The sequence below is a fragment of the Mycolicibacter virginiensis genome (assembly GCF_022374935.2).
In the GTDB taxonomy this organism is placed as follows: domain Bacteria; phylum Actinomycetota; class Actinomycetes; order Mycobacteriales; family Mycobacteriaceae; genus Mycobacterium; species Mycobacterium virginiense.
On the sequence record NZ_CP092430.2, the window covers coordinates 4,511,741 to 4,528,468 of the forward strand.

Genomic DNA, 16,728 nt, shown 5'->3' on the forward strand with positions numbered 1-16,728 from the left:
TTTCAACGATTTTTCGCAGTGGTTGCACGTTGGGCGCATTGAGGCGGGCCGGACGGTTAAGACCCAGCCAGCAACTCGGCGATCTGAATCGTGTTGAGCGCCGCGCCTTTACGCAGGTTGTCCCCGGAGACAAACAGCGCCAGGCCGCGCCCGTCGGGAGCACCCGGATCAACCCGGATTCGGCCCACCAGCGAGTCGTCGGCGCCGGCGGCAGCCAGCGGAGTCGGCACATCGGTGAGCGTCACACCCGGGGCCTCGGCCAGGATCTCCGCGGCCCGTTGCGGCGACAGCGGCCGAGCGAACTCGGCGTTGATCGACAGCGAGTGCCCGGTGAACACCGGCACGCGAACACACGTGCCGCTCACCAAAAGCTCTGGCACACCCAGGATCTTGCGGCTCTCGTAACGCAGCTTCTGGTCCTCGTCGGTCTCGCCCGAGCCGTCGTCGACCAGCGAGCCCGCCAGTGCAACCACGTTGAACGCGATCGGTGCGACGTACTTGTCCGGCGCCGGGAAATCCACCGCGCCACCGTCGTGCACCAGTTCTTCGGCGCCGTCGACGACCGCACGGACCTGCGTCGCCAGCTCCTGCACGCCGGCCAGACCGCTACCCGAAACCGCCTGGTAGGTCGAGACGATCAGCCGGGTCAGGCCGGCCTCGTCGTGCAGCGGCTTGAGCACCGGCATCGCCGCCATCGTGGTGCAGTTCGGGTTGGCGATGATCCCCTTGGCCAACTTCTTCCCGCGTACGTCGCGGTCGAAGTTCACCTCCGAGACCACCAGTGGGACATCGGGGTCCTTGCGCCATGCCGAGGAGTTGTCGATCACCGTGACCCCGGCGGCGGCGAACCGCGGTGCCTGCACCCGCGACATCGTCGCGCCGGCGGAGAACACCGCGATGTCCAGCCCGGACGGGTCTGCGGTCTCGGCGTCCTCGACCTCGATCTCGGCTCCGCGGAATTCCAGCTTGCGTCCGGCCGAACGCGCCGAGGCGAAGAACCGCACCTGCTCGGCCGGGAAGTTGCGCTCCTCCAGCAGGGTGCGCATCACCTGGCCGACCTGGCCGGTCGCACCCACAACACCGATGGAAACCATTTAGCGCCCCGTCCCGCCGTAGACCGTGGCCGCCTCGTCGGTGCCGAGGCCGAACGCCTCGTGCAGCGAAACGACGGCCTTGTCCAGATCATCTTCGGCGCACAGCACCGAGATACGAATCTCGGAAGTGGAGATCAAGTCGATGTTGACCCCGTTGTCGGCCAGCGTCTCGCAGAAGGTGGCCGTCACGCCCGGGTGGCTGCGCATCCCGGCGCCGATCAGCGACACCTTGCCCACCTTGGCGTCGTAGAGGACCTCGGTGAAGCCGATCTCGCCCTTGAGCGACTCCAGCTTGGCCACCGCGGCCGGCCCGTTGTCGCGCGGGCAGGTGAAGGTGATGTCGGTCTTGCCGTCCTCGATCTTCGAGACGTTCTGCAACACCATGTCGATGTTGATGTCGGCGTCGGCGACGGCGCGGAAGATCTTGGCGGCGTAGCCGGGCAGGTCGGGGATGCCGACCACGGTCACCTTGGCTTCGCTGCGGTCGTGTGCGACTCCGGTCAGGATGGCGTCTTCCATGGGGATGTCCTTGATCGATCCGGAAACGATGGTGCCGGGCTTGTCCGAGTAGGAGGACCGGACGTGGATGGGCAGGTGGTAGCGGCGGGCGTACTCCACGCAGCGCAGCATGAGCACCTTGGCGCCGCACGCGGCCAGTTCGAGCATCTCTTCGAAGGTGACGGTGTCCAGGCGCTTGGCGTTGGGCACGATGCGCGGGTCGGCGCTGAAGATGCCGTCGACGTCGGTGTAGATCTCGCAGACGTCGGCCTTCAGCGCCGCGGCCAGCGCAACTGCGGTGGTGTCCGAACCGCCGCGCCCCAAGGTGGTGACGTCCTTGGTGTCCTGGCTGACGCCCTGGAAACCGGCGACCAGCACCACCTGGTCTTCGCCGAGCGCGGCCTGCAGCCGGCCCGGGGTGACGTCGATGATCTTGGCCTTGCCGTGCGCACCGGTGGTGATGACCCCGGCCTGCGACCCGGTGAACGAGCGGGCGTTGCAGCCCAGCTCCTCGACGGCCATCGCGACCAGGGCGTTGGAGATCCGCTCTCCGGCGGTCAGCAGCATGTCCAGTTCGCGGGCCGGCGGAGCAGAACACACCTGCTGCGCGAGGTCCAGAAGGTCATCGGTGGTGTCGCCCATCGCCGAGCAGACCACCACGACCTCGTTACCAGCTCGCTTGGTCTCGACGATGCGCTCGGCGACCCGGCGGACCCGGTCGGCGTCGGCCACCGACGATCCGCCGTATTTCTGCACGACGAGCGCCACGGTCGTCCTTTCCGCCGATCTGACTGATCGGGCCTCTACAAGAACCTCAACAAGGATAGGGGAAGGACTTCGCGGGTTCACTCGGCCTCCGAAGCGACAACGTGCGAGGACATCGCGCTGCGGCCGCTGGATCGGCGTGTAAGCTTCTCCACGTGCAGCGCGTGCTCCTGCTCGGACGCCGCGACGGGGTCTGACCAGGACCGGCTCCCCGTCGCGGGTTTCGCCGATGCGCCGGTTCTTGAGTCCACTGGACAAGTCCCTGACAAGCCGGAGCGAAAATCGTGACTACCTATTCCAGCCCTTCTCACCCGGACGCCTTCACGTCTACCCGTGCCATCACCACACCCGCGGGGCCTCCCAACCCCGGCCAGCCCGCCTGGAACCCGCAGCGCGGGTCGGCGATGCCGGTCAACCGGTACCGCAGCTTCGCCGACGAGGTCGAGAACATCACGCTGCCCGACCGCACCTGGCCCGACCGTGTCATCGACCGCGCCCCGCTGTGGTGCGCGGTGGACCTGCGCGACGGCAACCAAGCGCTGATCGACCCGATGAGCCCGGCCCGCAAGCGCCGGATGTTCGACCTGCTGGTGGCGATGGGCTACAAGGAGATCGAGGTCGGCTTCCCGTCGGCCAGCCAGACCGACTTCGACTTCGTCCGCGAGATCATCACCGAGGGCGCGGTGCCCGACGATGTCACCCTGCAGGTGCTGACCCAGTGCCGCGACGAGCTGATCGAGCGCACCTTCGAAGCTTGCCAGGGCGCCAAGAACGTGATCGTGCACTTCTACAACTCGACGTCGGTGCTGCAGCGCCGGGTGGTGTTCCGCGCCGACCAGGCGGCGGTGCAGGCCATCGCGGTGGCCGGGGCACGCAAGTGCCTCCAGGAGCAGGCCAAGTACCCGGACACCCGATGGCGCTACGAGTACTCCCCGGAGTCCTACACCGGAACCGAACTGGAATACGCCAAGCAGGTGTGCGATGCGGTTGGTGATGTGATCGAGCCGACGCCGGACAACCCGATCATCTTCAACCTGCCGGCCACCGTGGAGATGGCGACCCCGAACGTCTACGCCGACTCGATCGAGTGGATGAGCCGCAACCTCAAGCGTCGCGACTCGGTGATTCTGAGCCTGCACCCGCACAACGACCGCGGCACCGCCGTGGCCGCGGCCGAGCTGGGCTATGCGGCCGGGGCGGACCGGATCGAGGGCTGCCTGTTCGGCAACGGCGAGCGCACCGGGAACGTCTGCCTGGTGACGCTGGGGCTGAATCTGTTCTCGCGCGGCGTGGACCCGCAGATCGACTTCTCCAACATCGACGAGATCCGCCGCACCGTCGAGTACTGCAACCAGCTGAACGTGCCCGAGCGTCACCCCTACGGCGGCGACCTGGTCTACACCGCGTTCTCCGGCAGCCACCAGGACGCCATCAACAAGGGCCTGGACCAGATGAAGATCGACGCGGATGCGGCCGACTCCGACGTCGACGACATGCTCTGGCAGGTGCCCTACCTGCCGATCGACCCCCGCGACGTGGGCCGCACCTACGAGGCGGTGATTCGGGTCAACTCGCAGTCCGGCAAGGGCGGCGTGGCGTATGTGATGAAGACCGACCACGGCCTGGTGCTGCCGCGCCGGCTGCAGATCGAGTTCTCCCGTGTGATCCAGCAGCTGACCGACGGGGAGGGCGGCGAGGTCACGCCGAAGGAGATGTGGGACGCCTTCGCCGACGAGTACCTGAACCCGATCCGGCCCCTGGAGCGCATGCACCAGAAGCTGCTGGCCGCCGAGACCGACGACGGCACCGACCGCATCGAGGCCGTCGTCAAGATCGACGGAACCGAGACCGAGATCACCGGGTCCGGCAACGGCCCGCTGGCCGCGTTCGTCGATGCCCTGGGCAGCGTCGGTGTACAGGTCCACGTGCTCGACTACTCCGAGCACGCGATGAGTGCCGGCGAGGAGGCCCAGGCCGCGGCGTACGTGGAGGCGCAGATCGGTGGCAACACCGTCTGGGGCGTCGGTATCGCACCATCGATCACCACCGCATCGCTGCGGGCAGTGGTCTCAGCGGTGAACCGGGCGGCCCGGCTCGGCTGACACGACCTACGGGGGGGGCAGGCATGACGCGAGTGACGCGATGTCCGGGGATGACAACCCGCTGCTGAGGGCTGCCGCCGACCGGATGGCATTCCTCGAGTTCGGCAGGTCAAGCGTCGCGGGAGTCTCCGACCTGGTTGTCGCTTCGTGGGAGCGCAGCCGGGATGCCGGTGTGGATGCCGTCCGCCCGATCAGCACGTTCACCGATGAGATCGACACCGATTCGCTGTTGGCGCGCTGCGCGCGCCCAGTGCTGCAGCAGTTGGGCGACGACACGTCCGCCGCCAACCTGCCGCTGGCCATCGGACTGAGCGACCGCAAGGTGCGCGTCGTCCAACGGATTGACTCCTCCTCGACGGCCACTCACCTGTTCGACCGGGTCCAGTACGCGCCCGGATTCGACTTCTCGGAAGCGGCCGTGGGCACCAACGGGGCCGGAACCGTCTTCGAGTCAGGCCAGCCCGTCAGCATCGTCGGCCCGGAGCACTACAGCGAGAGCCTGGAGAATTTTGCCGCCTGTGGCGCTCCGATCCTCGACCCGGTCACCGGCCGCGTCGAGGGCGTCGTGGCGATCGCCACCTTGACCCAGGCGTGGAACCCCGTCATGCACGTGCTGGTCAAGAACGCCGCGAAGGAGATCAGCCGCAACCTGCTGCTGGACCGCAGCCAGACGCAACAGGCCGTCTTCGACGCCTACCTGCGCGTCACGGCCCGGTCGGCCCGCGCGGCGGTGTTCGCCTTCGGTGCCGCGCTGCTGATCGCCAGCCCCGCCGCCCAGCAGATGTTCGACGCCGGGGAACAGCAGGTGCTCCGCGACCACGCGACGTTCCTGCTGGCACGCAGAGAACGTGCCAGCGACACCGTCGTGCTGCCGAGCAGTCAACGCATCGTGCGCATTCGCGGAACCCGTGTCTTCGCTGGTACCGAAGTCGCCGGCATGCTGGTGATCGCCGAACCGGCGACCTCGGGGCGCGCCGGATCGGCGGGGGCCGCCGCTGAGCCCGGCGTGGTCCCACTCGGGGTGACCACACTGTTCGGCTCGCAGAAATCCCTGGCCGGCGGTCGCACCCCGGCATGGGTGCGGGCCTGCGATGAGCTACGCGAGGCACTGGAGAACCAAACGCCGGTACTGCTGGTCGGCGAATCCGGAGTAGGCAAGTTCACTCTGGCGACGCAGCTTTTCCAATCGGTCCATCCCGGCGCTCGCAACATCACCATCGACGCCGAACAGCTTGCGGCACACGGCGCCGCCGGCCCGCCACCCAACGGTCCGGGTGGACCCGCTTTGCACATCGCGCGTGACATCGATCAGGCGAGCCCGGCGGGCGTCGCGGCATTGACCGCCTACTTGGCTGGGGTCAAAGCGCTCGCCTTACCCGGCTGGGTAGTCGCGACGGTGTCGCAGGACCCGTCGGGCTCAACGCAATCAACGCCGGAGTTCGGTGAGCTGCTGAGCCACTTTCATGCCGCGATCACCGTGCCGCCGCTGCGATACCGCACCGATGACCTGCCGGGCATCACCGCCGCCCTGCTGCGCGGGATCGCACCGGAACGCAAGGTGCGGCTCAGCCCGGCGGCGGAACGGCTCATCAGCCGATACCCGTGGCCCGGCAACATACCTCAGCTGCGGGAGGCCTTGGCACATGCGCTTCGCCAACGCCAGATCGGTGAGATCGCCGACACCGACCTGCCCGGATACTGCCAAAGCGTCACCCGCCGGGCCTTGACTCAGCTCGAAGGCATTGAACGAGACGCGATCGTTGCGGCCCTACGACAGGCCGGCGACAACCGGGCCGCCGCCGCCGCACAACTGGGGATGTCGCGGTCGAGTCTTTATCGGAAGCTGAAGACCTACGGGATCACCACGTAGTCGTCGATCGCGTCCGGAACCGTCATCCAATCGGTCGCTTCGCGGATGTACTGGCCGATCTGGCGCAACGACCGGATGGCCTCTGGCACCATCGGGCCGGCGATCTGGAACACATGCATCTGGCCCGGCCACACCCGCAGCTGGACCGGAACGCCGACATCGGCCAGGCTGTGCGCAACCAGCTTGGCGTCCTGCAACATGACCTCGGAGCCGGAGACGTGAATCAGGGTGGGGCACATCCCGGATTCGATGTGATCCAGTGGTTCGAAGACCTCCTCGCGCGTGCCGTCGGTGCTGCGGCGCTCGGCGGAGTGGGTGATCAACTCGACCAGCGCGTCGAAGGCCTTGGCCGGGAACATCGCATCGGTGCCGCTATTGGCGTGCGTACGCCGAGATGCCTTGGCGATCTGGGTCAGCGGCGACATGCAGACCAGGGCCGCGGGTTGTTCGGCCTCATCCAGGAGCCGTCGGGCCAGCGCGAGAGCCAGGTAGCCGCCGGCGGAGTCACCGGCCACCACGATCTGGTCGGGCGCATATCCCTGACGACGCAGCCACTGGTAGCCCTCGTAGCAGTCGTCGATCGCCGCCCCGACCGAGTGGGTGGGGATCTTGCGGTAGTTGACCGCCAATGCGGGGCTGTCCGCGTACTTCGACAGCGTGGTGATCAGCCGGTCGTGGGTGTTGACGCCACACGTCAAGAAGGCGCCGCCGTGCAGGTACAGCACGACGCGCCCGGTACCGTCCGCCGGCAGTACGCCGGCGGCGCGGACCAACCGTGCCGTGCAGTGCGGCAACCGAACCGTGTGGCGAACGCTGCCCGGGGCGGAGGGGACGACCCGGGCAGCGTGGTCCACCAGGCCCCAGGGCCATGGCGCCTTCGGCAGCTGACTGCCGATGGCCAGGATGGGCCAGATGCTGAGGCGGGCGGCGAGCCCGACGAGTTGGCCGGCGAGGCTGGGACCGTTTTCCACAACCTCGTCCGGCATCGAAGAAGCCCGCCGGCGACCCGGGGTCGACGCGCCTCGACGCACCCGGCCCAGCAGCGGGGTCACGCCGGGAGTTGCCCGGTCTTCGCGTACAGCGGTGGTCATCGCTGGACCGCCGATGACCCCAAATGTTTCGTCACGGTTAACAGCATGGCGTTATCCGTTCACCTGTCGATGTCCCAATTTGGGACACTCGCCGCCCCGGGAGAACCCCTAGAACAGCGAGATCTGATCTCCGGCGACCCCGGTGTCGACGAATTCCTCGATGCCGGTGCCTCCGACGACGCCGCCGATCCCGCCGACATACGCCATGAAGTCGGAGTCGGAGACCATCGGCACGCCCAATTCGCGCGCCAGGTAGCCCTTGCCCTGCTCGGGGCGGTCCTCGTTGCAGATCACCAGTGACGTGTGGGCGTCGACGACGTCGCTGTAGGCCAACCCCGCGTGCAGGATGCGTTCGACGAGCTCCTCATGGGTGCGGGTGCACTCTGCCGACAACGCCACCCGCATGCCCTGCACCAGCGGTCGTCCCCGCACGTAGCGGCCCGGGTTGAGGTAGGCACACGGCATCCGCGACGCCAGCGCCTTCAGCGGCCGTAGTTCCTCGTGGGTGATCCGCCCGTTGGGCCAGCGCCGCCGGGTCACCGGCCGCACCGGCAACCACACGTCGCGCTCCCGGGCGCGCTGCAGCGCAGGCTCGAGCACCCCGGCCAGCACCCGCGCGTCATCGAGTGCGTCGTGCGCCCGGGTCTGGACGACACCCCAATGTGCGGCCAGCGTCTGCAACCGCAGGTTGGGCAGGCCCAGGTCCAACCGTCGCGCAAGCTCCAGAGTGCACATCACCGAATCGACGGGCAGTACCGCACCGGCCATCTCCGCTTCGGCAGCCAGGAACGTGTAGTCGAACGCCACATTGTGGGCCACCAGGGTGCGGCCCGGCAGCAGCGCGACCACCTCGTCGACGACATCGGCGAACTGCGGCTGGCCGGCCAGCATCTCCGCGGTCAGCCCGTGTACGTGCGTGGGCCCGGGGTCGATGCCCGGGTTGACCAGGTGCGACACCGCGTGCTCCACCCGACCGTCGGCGTCGAGTGCCAACGCGGCGACACTGAGCACCCGTGCCTGCCCGGGCCGAAACCCCGACGTCTCGACGTCGACCACGACCCAGCCGTCGCCGGGTTCGCGAGCCGGACGGCCCCACCGAGCACTCATGTGACGAGGATGGCATGCCGGTGTGACCGATCCGGGCCGCCACCGCCCGTGTCGCCGCCTTAAACTCACCGCCATGATCACCGCCCGCGGACGCCTGGCGCTGGCCGCCGGCGCGAGTGCCCGGTGGGCGTCGCGGGTGACCGGCCGCGGTGCCGGCGCGATGATCGGCGGTCTGATCGCGATGACCCTGGACCGATCGATCCTGCGTCAGCTCGGCACTGGGCGACGCACCGCGATCGTCACCGGCACCAACGGCAAGTCGACCACCACCCGCATGCTCGCGGCCGCGCTGAGCGACCTGGGCGCGGTGGCCACCAACTCCGAGGGCGCCAATATGGACGCCGGGCTGGTGGCGGCGCTGGCCGCCGATCGGACCGCGCAACTGGCGGCGCTTGAGGTCGACGAGATGCACGTCCCGCACGTCTTGGACGCAGTAAATGCCGCGGTAGTCGTTTTGCTCAACCTCTCTCGGGATCAGCTGGACCGGGTCGGGGAGATCAATGCCGTGGAGCGCGCGCTGCGCACCGGCCTGGCCCGTCATCCGCAGACGGTGGTGGTCGCCAACTGCGACGACGTGCTGATGACTTCGGCCGCCTACGACTCCCCCAACGTGGTCTGGGTGGCCGCCCGCGCCGGCTGGTCGGGCGACTCGGTCAGTTGCCCGCGCAGCGGCGAGGTGATCGACCGCCACGAGGACCACTGGCGCTCCACCGGAAGCGAGTTCAGCCGGCCCACCCCGCAGTGGTGGTTCGACGACGACTCGCTCTACGGCCCGGACGGGCTGGTGCTGCCGATGCGGCTGGCCCTGCCCGGCACCGTCAATCGCGGCAACGCCGCCCAGGCCGTAGCGGCCGCCGTCGCCCTGGGCGCCGACCCGGCCAAAGCGGTGGCCGCGGTCTCCGCCGTCGACGAAGTGGCCGGACGCTACCGCAGCGTGCAGGTCGGCGACCACACGGTGCGGATGCTGCTGGCCAAGAACCCGGCCGGCTGGCAGGAGGCGCTGTCGATGGTCGACAAGCACGCCGCCGGGGTGGTGATCGCCGTCAACGGGCAGGTGCCCGACGGCGAAGACCTGTCCTGGCTGTGGGACGTGCGTTTCGAGCACTTCGAGGACACCACCGTGGTGGCGGCCGGGGAGCGCGGCACCGACCTGGCGGTGCGGCTGGGCTACGCCGGTGTGCAGCACACCCTGGTGCACGACACCCTCGCCGCGATCGCGTCCTGTCCGCCCGGACCGGTCGAGGTCGTCGCCAACTACACCGCGTTCCTGCAATTGCAGCGGCGGTTGGCATGACGGCGCAGACGATGCGGAGCGCAGCGACGAGGAGGAGGCGGCGCAATTAGCACCGTACGGATCGGGCTGGTGCTGCCCGACGTGATGGGCACCTACGGTGACGGCGGCAATGCGGTGGTGCTGCGGCAGCGACTGCTGCTGCGCGGGATTCCCGCCGAGATCGTCGAAATCACCCTGGCCGAACCGGTGCCCGAGTCCTTGGACCTCTACACCCTCGGCGGCGCCGAGGACTACGCACAGCGACTGGCCACCCGGCACCTGATCACCCACCCCGGTTTGCAGCGCGCGGCGGCGCGGGGAGCGCCCGTGCTGGCGATCTGCGCGGCCATCCAGGTCCTGGGACATTGGTATGAGACCTCGGCCGGCGAGCGGGTCGAGGGGGTCGGGTTGCTCGACGTGACCACCTCACCGCAGGAGTCGCGCACCATCGGCGAAGTGGTCGCCACGCCGCTGCTGGCGGGGCTGTCGGCACCCCTGACCGGCTTCGAGAATCACCGCGGCGGCACCGTGCTGGGGCCGGACGCCTCGCCGCTGAGCGCGGTCACCAAGGGCGCCGGCAACAGGGCCGGCGACGGCTATGACGGCGCAGTGCAGGGCAGCGTCGTCGCCACCTACCTGCACGGGCCGTGCCTGGCCCGCAACCCGGAGCTGGCCGATCTGTTGCTGGCGAAGGTGGTCGGCGAGCTCGCGCCCCTGGAGCTGCCGGAAGTGGACGTGTTGCGCCGCGAACGGCTGGCTGCGCCCCGGCGGGTCTGACTACGGTCAGACCATGACCGATCAGAGCGCCCCGGATGCCCCGGATGCCCCAGTGGCCGAGGCCGCGATCGCAATCTCCCAGCGCCTCTACGATCGCCTGGCCGAGACGATCGGGGTCATCGAGGATCTGGTCGCCAAGGAGTCGCCGGACCTCACCAGCGACTCGTCGCTGCTGCAGCTGCTGCACGAGACCGTGTCGGCGAACGTCGACACGTACTTCTCGGCGATCCGCCACAACATTCCGGTGGCTGACATCGCGGCACCGCCGGTCGCCCTGGAACACGCCCGCCGGCTGGCGCAGCGCGGGGTACCGGTCAACGCGTTGGTGCGCGGTTACCGGCTGGGCCACTCGGTGGCGCTGCAGCTAGTGCTGGCCGAGATCCGTTCCGCCGAACTGGATCCCGACCTGAGCCTGAACGTGCTCGGCGCCATGTCGACACTGATGTTCGGCTATATCGACGAGATGTCGCAGCAGGTGTCAGCCGTCTACCAAGCCGAGCGGGAACGCTGGCTGGAGAGTCGAAATGCGGTGCGCGCGTTGCGGGTGCGCGACATCCTGGCCGACGAGAGCCTGGACGTCGACGCGATGACAACCGCGATTCGCTACCCGCTGCGGCGCACCCATGCCGGGATCGTGGTGTGGTATCCCGATTCGTCCGGCGACCGGCTGGCCGCCGCGGAGGGTTTTATCAAGCACCTCGCCGAGTCGCTGCCGGTGCATGGGGCACCGCTGTTCGTGCCGGCCGACAGCGCATGCGGGTGGGCGTGGCTTCCGCTGTCCTCGGACGCCGCAGACGATGTGGTGGAACAGATCCGCGCCTGCGCGCTGGCCGCGGAGGGCGAGCCGTGGGTGGCGATCGGTGATCCGCTGCCCGGCGTCGAGGGTTTCCGCCGATCGCACCAGCAGGCCCTGGCGGCCCACGCCCTGGCGGTCGCCTCCGGGGCCACCGCGAATCGGGTCAGTGCGGCCGGCGACCCCGGGCTGTCCGCGGCGGCGCTACTCGGTGGGGACAACCTGACCGGCGCGCGGGCCTGGGTCGCCGAGGTGCTGGGCCCGCTGGCCTGCGCGACCGAGAGCGACGGCCGGCTGCGCGACACCCTGCGGGTGTTCCTGCGCACCGGGTCCAGCTTCAAGGCGGCCGGCGAGCAACTCCATTTCCATGTCAACACCATGAAGTATCGGGTGCAGCGGGCGGTCGAGCGCCGCGGCCGCCCAATCGCCGACGATCGCCTGGACGTCGAGATCGCGTTGCTGCTGTGTCAGTGGTACGGCGCTGCCGTGTTGTCTTCGCAGGACGAATAGCCGTCCGAATTCCGGCCGCGCGGGACGAGCGGCGAGGCTGCGGCGCTACCTAACGTCAGGCACATCCGAAAACACGTGGTGTGACCGAGGCGAGGGGTTGAACGCGATGAGCACCGAGATGGCCAGCGGACCGAAGCTCTGGCAGGACAAGAAACGTCACCTGTGGCTGTTGGGCCTGGTGGTGCCCACCATGCTGTTCTTGATGGTGCCGCTGGTCTGGGCGCTGAACCAGGCCGGCCTGCACACCGCGGCGCAGCTGCCGTTGTACATCGGGCCGATCCTGCTCTACGTGCTGCTGCCGGCGCTGGACCTCTGGATCGGCGCCGACGGGCAGAACCCGCCGGACGAGGTGATGGCGGCGCTGGAGAACGACAAGTACTACCGCTACGCCACCTACGCCTACATCCCCTTCCAATACGCCAGCGCCATCTTCGGCGCCTACCTGTTCACCGCCTCAGACCTGGGCTGGCTCGGGTTCGACGGGTCGCTGGGCTGGTTGGGCAAGATCGGGGTGGCGCTGACCACCGCGACCGTCGCCGGGGTCGGTATCAACACCGCCCACGAGCTGGGTCACAAGCGGGAGTCGCTGGAGCGCTGGCTGGCCAAGATCACCCTGGCCCAGGTCTGCTACGGCCACTTCTACGTCGAGCACAACCGCGGCCACCACGTCCGGGTGGCCACCCCCGAAGACCCGGCGTCGGCCCGCTTCGGTGAGACGTTCTGGGAGTTCCTGCCCCGCAGCACTTTCGGCGGCATCCGCTCTGCGTGGGAGTTGGAGGCCCAGCGGGTCCGCCGGACCGGCAAGAGCCCGTGGAACCCGCGGACCTGGGCAGACAACGACGTGGTCAACGCGCTGGCGATGTCGGTGCTGTTCTGGGGCGTGCTGATCGCGGTGTTCGGCGTCGCGCTGCTGCCCTACGTGCTGATCAACGCCATCTACGGGTCGTCGCTGCTGGAGTCGGTGAACTACCTGGAGCACTACGGGCTGGTGCGCCAGAAGCAGTCCAGCGGCCGCTACGAGCGCTGCACACCGCAGCACAGCTGGAACTCCGACCACATGGTCACCAACCTGTTCCTCTACCACCTGCAGCGGCACAGCGACCATCACGCCAACCCCACCCGGCGCTACCAGACGCTGCGCAGCTTCGATGACTCGCCGAACCTGCCGGCCGGCTACGGGGCGCTCATTGGGGTGACCTACTTCCCGACGGTGTGGCGCAAGCTGATGGACCACCGGGTGCTCGAGCACTACGCCGGTGACATCACCCGGGCCAACATTCACCCGCGGGTGCGCGACAAGGTGCTGGCTCGATACGGAGCGGCCGTCTGATGGCCGTCTACGGGTGCCCGGGCTGCGGCTACCTCTACGACGAGGCCACCGGGGAACCCCGCGAGGGATTCCCCGCCGGCACGCCCTGGCAGCAGATTCCCGGCGACTGGACCTGCCCGGACTGCGCGGTACGCGAAAAGCTGGATTTCGAACCGATGGGAGTGAACTCATGAGCGACTACAAACTGTTCCGGTGCCTGCAGTGCGGCTTCGAATACGACGAGGCGCTGGGTTGGCCGGAGGACGGCATCGAGCCGGGCACCCGCTGGGCCGACATCCCCGAGGATTGGAGCTGCCCGGACTGCGGCGCGGCCAAGGCCGACTTCGAGATGGCGGAAGTGGTACGGCCGTGAGCGGCGTGGTCATCGTCGGGGCCGGCCTGGCGGCGGTGCGCACCGCCGAACAGCTTCGGCGCAACGGCTTTGGCGACCCGATCACGATCGTCGGCGCCGAAGAGCACCCGCCGTATGACCGGCCGCCGCTGTCCAAGCAGATGCTGCGCGGCGAGGTGAATGATGTTGCCTTGAAACCGGCGAGTTTCTACGACGACAACGGCATCACGTTGCGCCTCGGTGTCCCGGCTCTTGGTATCGACGCCGCGGCGCACACCGTGGAGCTGGCCGACGGACAGCTGCTCGGCTACGACCAGCTGGTGATCGCCACCGGCCTGGTGCCGCGGCGGTTGCCGACGTTGGGCGACCTGGCCGGCATCTGCGTGCTGCGCTCGCTGGATGACTGTGTGGCCCTTCGTGATCGGGCGACGACCGTACGCCGGGCGGTGGTGATCGGCGCCGGCTTCATCGGGTGCGAGGTTGCCGCCAGCCTGCGCGGCCTGGGCGTGCAGGTGACGCTGGTGGAGCCGCAGGCCGCACCCCTGGCCGCCGTGCTGGGCGTGCAGGCCGGGACGTTGATCGCCCGGCTGCACCGCGATGAAGGCGTCGCCGTGCGCACCGGTGTGGCAGTGGACTCCATCGCCGGCGGCGAGGCCGTCGAGTCGGTGACGCTGTCGGACGGCTCTGTGGTGGCAGCCGATCTGGTGGTCGTGGGCATCGGGTCGCGCCCGGCCAGCGACTGGCTGACCGGCAGTGATGTCGAGGTCGCCGACGGCGTGGTCTGCGACGCGGTCGGGCGCACCAACGCCCCCGATGTATGGGCGATCGGCGACGTGGCGTCCTGGCGGGATGCGACCGGAACCCAGATCCGCGTCGAGCACTGGAGCAACGTCGCCGATCAGGCGAGGACCCTGGTGGCGGCGATGCTGAACCTGGAAGCGGTGGTGAGCCCGGGCGTGCCCTACTTCTGGAGCGACCAGTACGACGTCAAGATTCAATGCCTGGGCCGGCCCCGCGCCGACGACACCGTGCACGTGGTCGACGATGACGGCCGCCGCTTCCTGGCCTACTACGAGCGTGACGGGGTGCTGGTCGCGGTGGTGGGCGCGGGCATCCCGGAGAAGGTTCGGACCGCTCGCGCCGGGATCGCCGCCCGGGTGGCGATCGCCGAAGTGCTGCAGCCGGTCTAGGGGCGCCAGCCGCGGGCGTGTAGCGCCTGGGTGACACGGTGGATGGTCTCTTGGGGGTTGTCCTCGTTGATCACCTGGATGTTGATCCAGCCCAGGCGTTCCAGCTTGCGCTGGCGCTGGTGGTCTTTGACGTACTGCGCACGATCCTTCTGATGGTGTTCCCCGTCGTATTCGGCGGACACCTTGTAGTCCTCCCATCCCAGATCAAGCCAGGCGAACGGCCAGTAGCGGCGGTCGCGCACCGGGATCTGGGTGGTCGGGGTGGGCAGGCCTGCGTCGACCAGCAGCAGCCGCAGCCAGGTCTCCTTGGGCGAGGCGGCGCCGGCGTCAACGAGCGGAAGCGCCGCCCGCAGCCTTCGTAAATAGCGGGCGCCTTGGTGATGCTTGGCGATCAACAGCACGTCCTCGGTGCTGAACGGGGTAGCCCGGGCCAGGGCGTCGAGCCGGGCGACCGCATTGCCGCGGGGCAGGTGGCGGGCCAGGTCGTAGGCGGTGCGGGCGGGTGTGGTGACCGGTAAGCCGGCGACTTTGGTGACCTCGTCGTCGGCGAGGGTTTCGTCGCGAACGATCAGGCCTGGTTGCGCGCGGGTGTTCTGCGCGATGAGCTCGATGTCCACGTCGGCATCCACCCACTGAGCCCCATGCAGGGCCGAGGCGGCCAGGCCGGCGATCACCCCGTGACGCCTCGAGGCGAGCCATGCCGCCGTCGTGCGATCCCGCAAGGCGGGCGTTGTGTCCTTGCGGAGGTAGACCCCCCGAAAGAGCAGGCGATACCACCGCCGCAGCTCGTGGCGGGTCAGCCGGCCAGCGACGGTCGCCTCGCTGCCGATGAAGACCCCGTCCATGGCGGAATGATGCCAGCGGCCACCGACACATCCGCTTCTCCTCGCCGAGACCGACTTTTTGCAGGGAAAGTGCGAGAAGGGGTCTGCAAAACGTCGGTTTCGCGGAGGTGGAAGGGGTGCAGGCGGGAAGTCAGGCCATGGCGCGGCGGCCGGTGAAGGCCCGGCCCAGGGTCAGCTCGTCAGCGAACTCCAGGTCGCCGCCCATCGGCAGCCCGGACGCCAAACGCGTCACGCTGAGCCCGGGAATGTCGCGCAGCACCCGCACCAAATAGGTGGCGGTGGCCTCGCCCTCGGTGTTGGGGTCGGTGGCGATGATCACCTCGCTGACGTCCACCCCATCGACCCGCTCCCCGACCCGATTCAGCAGCTCACGCACCCGCAGTTGCTCGGGGCCGATCCCTGATAGGGGATCCAGCGCGCCGCCGAGCACGTGGTAGCGACCGCGGAACTCCCGGGTGCGTTCGATGGCGGCGACGTCCTTGGGCTCCTCGACGACGCAGATCTGGGCGAAGTCGCGGCGCGGGTCCCCGCAGATCCGGCACCGCTGAGCGTCGGAGACGTTGCCGCACACCTCACAGAACCGCACCCCGTCGCGGACCTTGGTGAGCACCGCGGTGAGCCGGTCGATCTCCGGCGGCTCCACCGACAGCAGGTGAAACGCGATCCGCTGGGCGCTCTTGGGGCCGATGCCCGGCAGCTTGCCCAGCTCGTCGATCAGGTCCTGAACCGGACCCTCAAACACCTAGGCTCCCGGCATGCCGAGCGCGCCACCCATGCCGCCGGCCAGCGGTGACAGCCGCTGCTGGGCCAGCGTGTGCGCCTTCTTCGAGGCGTCCGCGAGCGCTCCCACGAGCAGGTCCTGCAGGGTTTCGATGTCCTCGGGGTCGACGACCTTCGGGTCGATGTGCACCGCGAGCACCTCGCCGCTGCCGTTGGAGGTGACCTTGACCAGGCCGTTTCCGGCCTCCCCGTGCACCTCGGTGACGGCCAGCTCCTGCTGCGCCTGCAGCAGGCGCTGCTGCATCTGCTGAGCCTGGGCCAGCAACGCCGACATGTCGGGCGGGCCTCCTGGTTGCATGACACTCCCCTTGCGTTGTCGTGTGCGTGGTCTCGACTGGGTTGCGGCTTGGTTACAGCTGGAGAGACCCGGTG

The 16,728-nt window shown here is 68.8% G+C and carries 16 protein-coding genes; 9 read left to right on the forward strand and 7 right to left on the reverse strand.

The annotated features are described in order from the left end of the window. Positions 1-56 precede the first annotated feature (56 nt). Positions 57-1,094, reverse strand: coding sequence for an aspartate-semialdehyde dehydrogenase (locus MJO54_RS21815; RefSeq protein ID WP_046282720.1), 1,038 nt, complete (start codon positions 1,092-1,094; stop codon positions 57-59). After that, on the reverse strand, positions 1,095-2,360 hold the full coding sequence (locus MJO54_RS21820) for an aspartate kinase (RefSeq protein WP_046282719.1): 1,266 nt from the start codon (positions 2,358-2,360) through the stop codon (positions 1,095-1,097). 281 nt (positions 2,361-2,641) lie between these two features. Here MJO54_RS21820 and leuA point away from each other — a divergent pair, with 281 nt between their 5' ends. Both leuA and MJO54_RS21830 read left to right on the forward strand, forming a co-directional pair. Continuing rightward, positions 2,642-4,459, forward strand: a complete 1,818-nt coding sequence (leuA, locus tag MJO54_RS21825) for a 2-isopropylmalate synthase (protein WP_105295139.1) — start codon at positions 2,642-2,644, stop codon at positions 4,457-4,459. A gap of 40 nt (positions 4,460-4,499) precedes the next feature. Next, positions 4,500-6,329 (forward strand): sigma-54-dependent Fis family transcriptional regulator, encoded by a 1,830-nt coding sequence (locus tag MJO54_RS21830; protein WP_105295138.1) that lies wholly within the window; start codon positions 4,500-4,502, stop codon positions 6,327-6,329. Here MJO54_RS21830 and MJO54_RS21835 read toward each other — a convergent pair. Beyond that, positions 6,311-7,420 carry an alpha/beta hydrolase fold domain-containing protein gene (locus MJO54_RS21835; RefSeq protein WP_105295137.1) on the reverse strand — a complete coding sequence of 370 codons (1,110 nt, stop codon included), beginning with the start codon at positions 7,418-7,420 and terminating at the stop codon, positions 6,311-6,313. The genes MJO54_RS21830 and MJO54_RS21835 overlap by 19 nt on opposite strands. Positions 7,421-7,528: 108 nt before the next feature. After that, the gene (locus MJO54_RS21840) at positions 7,529-8,527 is read right to left on the reverse strand and encodes a DEDDh family exonuclease (RefSeq protein ID WP_046282716.1); all 999 of its coding nucleotides are present in this window, start codon (positions 8,525-8,527) and stop codon (positions 7,529-7,531) included. Between the two features lie 73 nt (positions 8,528-8,600). Between MJO54_RS21840 and MJO54_RS21845 the strand changes: the two genes are divergently transcribed. From MJO54_RS21845 to MJO54_RS21875, 7 genes are all read left to right on the forward strand, one after another. Continuing rightward, positions 8,601-9,821 carry a Mur ligase family protein gene (locus tag MJO54_RS21845; RefSeq protein WP_064891143.1) on the forward strand — a complete coding sequence of 407 codons (1,221 nt, stop codon included), beginning with the start codon at positions 8,601-8,603 and terminating at the stop codon, positions 9,819-9,821. A gap of 45 nt (positions 9,822-9,866) precedes the next feature. Next, positions 9,867-10,577 (forward strand): type 1 glutamine amidotransferase, encoded by a 711-nt coding sequence (locus MJO54_RS21850; protein WP_192830531.1) that lies wholly within the window; start codon positions 9,867-9,869, stop codon positions 10,575-10,577. Between the two features lie 13 nt (positions 10,578-10,590). Then, on the forward strand, positions 10,591-11,880 hold the full coding sequence (locus MJO54_RS21855; protein ID WP_064891145.1) for a PucR family transcriptional regulator: 1,290 nt from the start codon (positions 10,591-10,593) through the stop codon (positions 11,878-11,880). 106 nt (positions 11,881-11,986) lie between these two features. Further along, positions 11,987-13,210 (forward strand): alkane 1-monooxygenase, encoded by a 1,224-nt coding sequence (locus MJO54_RS21860; protein ID WP_240175430.1) that lies wholly within the window; start codon positions 11,987-11,989, stop codon positions 13,208-13,210. Beyond that, complete coding sequence (locus tag MJO54_RS21865; RefSeq protein WP_105295136.1) at positions 13,210-13,383, forward strand: rubredoxin; 174 nt, start codon at positions 13,210-13,212, stop codon at positions 13,381-13,383. The genes MJO54_RS21860 and MJO54_RS21865 overlap by 1 nt, the downstream gene beginning before the upstream one ends. Further along, a complete protein-coding gene (locus MJO54_RS21870) occupies positions 13,380-13,562 on the forward strand; it encodes a rubredoxin (protein WP_105295135.1) in 183 nt (60 codons plus the stop codon). Before MJO54_RS21865 ends, MJO54_RS21870 begins: the two co-directional genes overlap by 4 nt. Then, the gene (locus MJO54_RS21875; protein ID WP_105295134.1) at positions 13,559-14,731 is read left to right on the forward strand and encodes an NAD(P)/FAD-dependent oxidoreductase; all 1,173 of its coding nucleotides are present in this window, start codon (positions 13,559-13,561) and stop codon (positions 14,729-14,731) included. Before MJO54_RS21870 ends, MJO54_RS21875 begins: the two co-directional genes overlap by 4 nt. On the opposite strand, the gene MJO54_RS21880 is transcribed toward MJO54_RS21875, so the two are convergent. The 3 genes from MJO54_RS21880 to MJO54_RS21890 all read right to left on the reverse strand — a co-directional run bounded on the left by MJO54_RS21880 (position 14,728) and on the right by MJO54_RS21890 (position 16,654). Continuing rightward, positions 14,728-15,576 carry a type IV toxin-antitoxin system AbiEi family antitoxin gene (locus MJO54_RS21880; protein ID WP_105295133.1) on the reverse strand — a complete coding sequence of 283 codons (849 nt, stop codon included), beginning with the start codon at positions 15,574-15,576 and terminating at the stop codon, positions 14,728-14,730. The two genes, MJO54_RS21875 and MJO54_RS21880, sit on opposite strands and share 4 nt — an antisense overlap. A 130-nt stretch (positions 15,577-15,706) precedes the next feature. Beyond that, a complete protein-coding gene (gene recR, locus MJO54_RS21885) occupies positions 15,707-16,318 on the reverse strand; it encodes a recombination mediator RecR (RefSeq protein WP_046282710.1) in 612 nt (203 codons plus the stop codon). Next, positions 16,319-16,654, reverse strand: coding sequence for a YbaB/EbfC family nucleoid-associated protein (locus tag MJO54_RS21890; RefSeq protein ID WP_024443029.1), 336 nt, complete (start codon positions 16,652-16,654; stop codon positions 16,319-16,321). It lies immediately after the preceding gene. Positions 16,655-16,728: the final 74 nt, after the last annotated feature.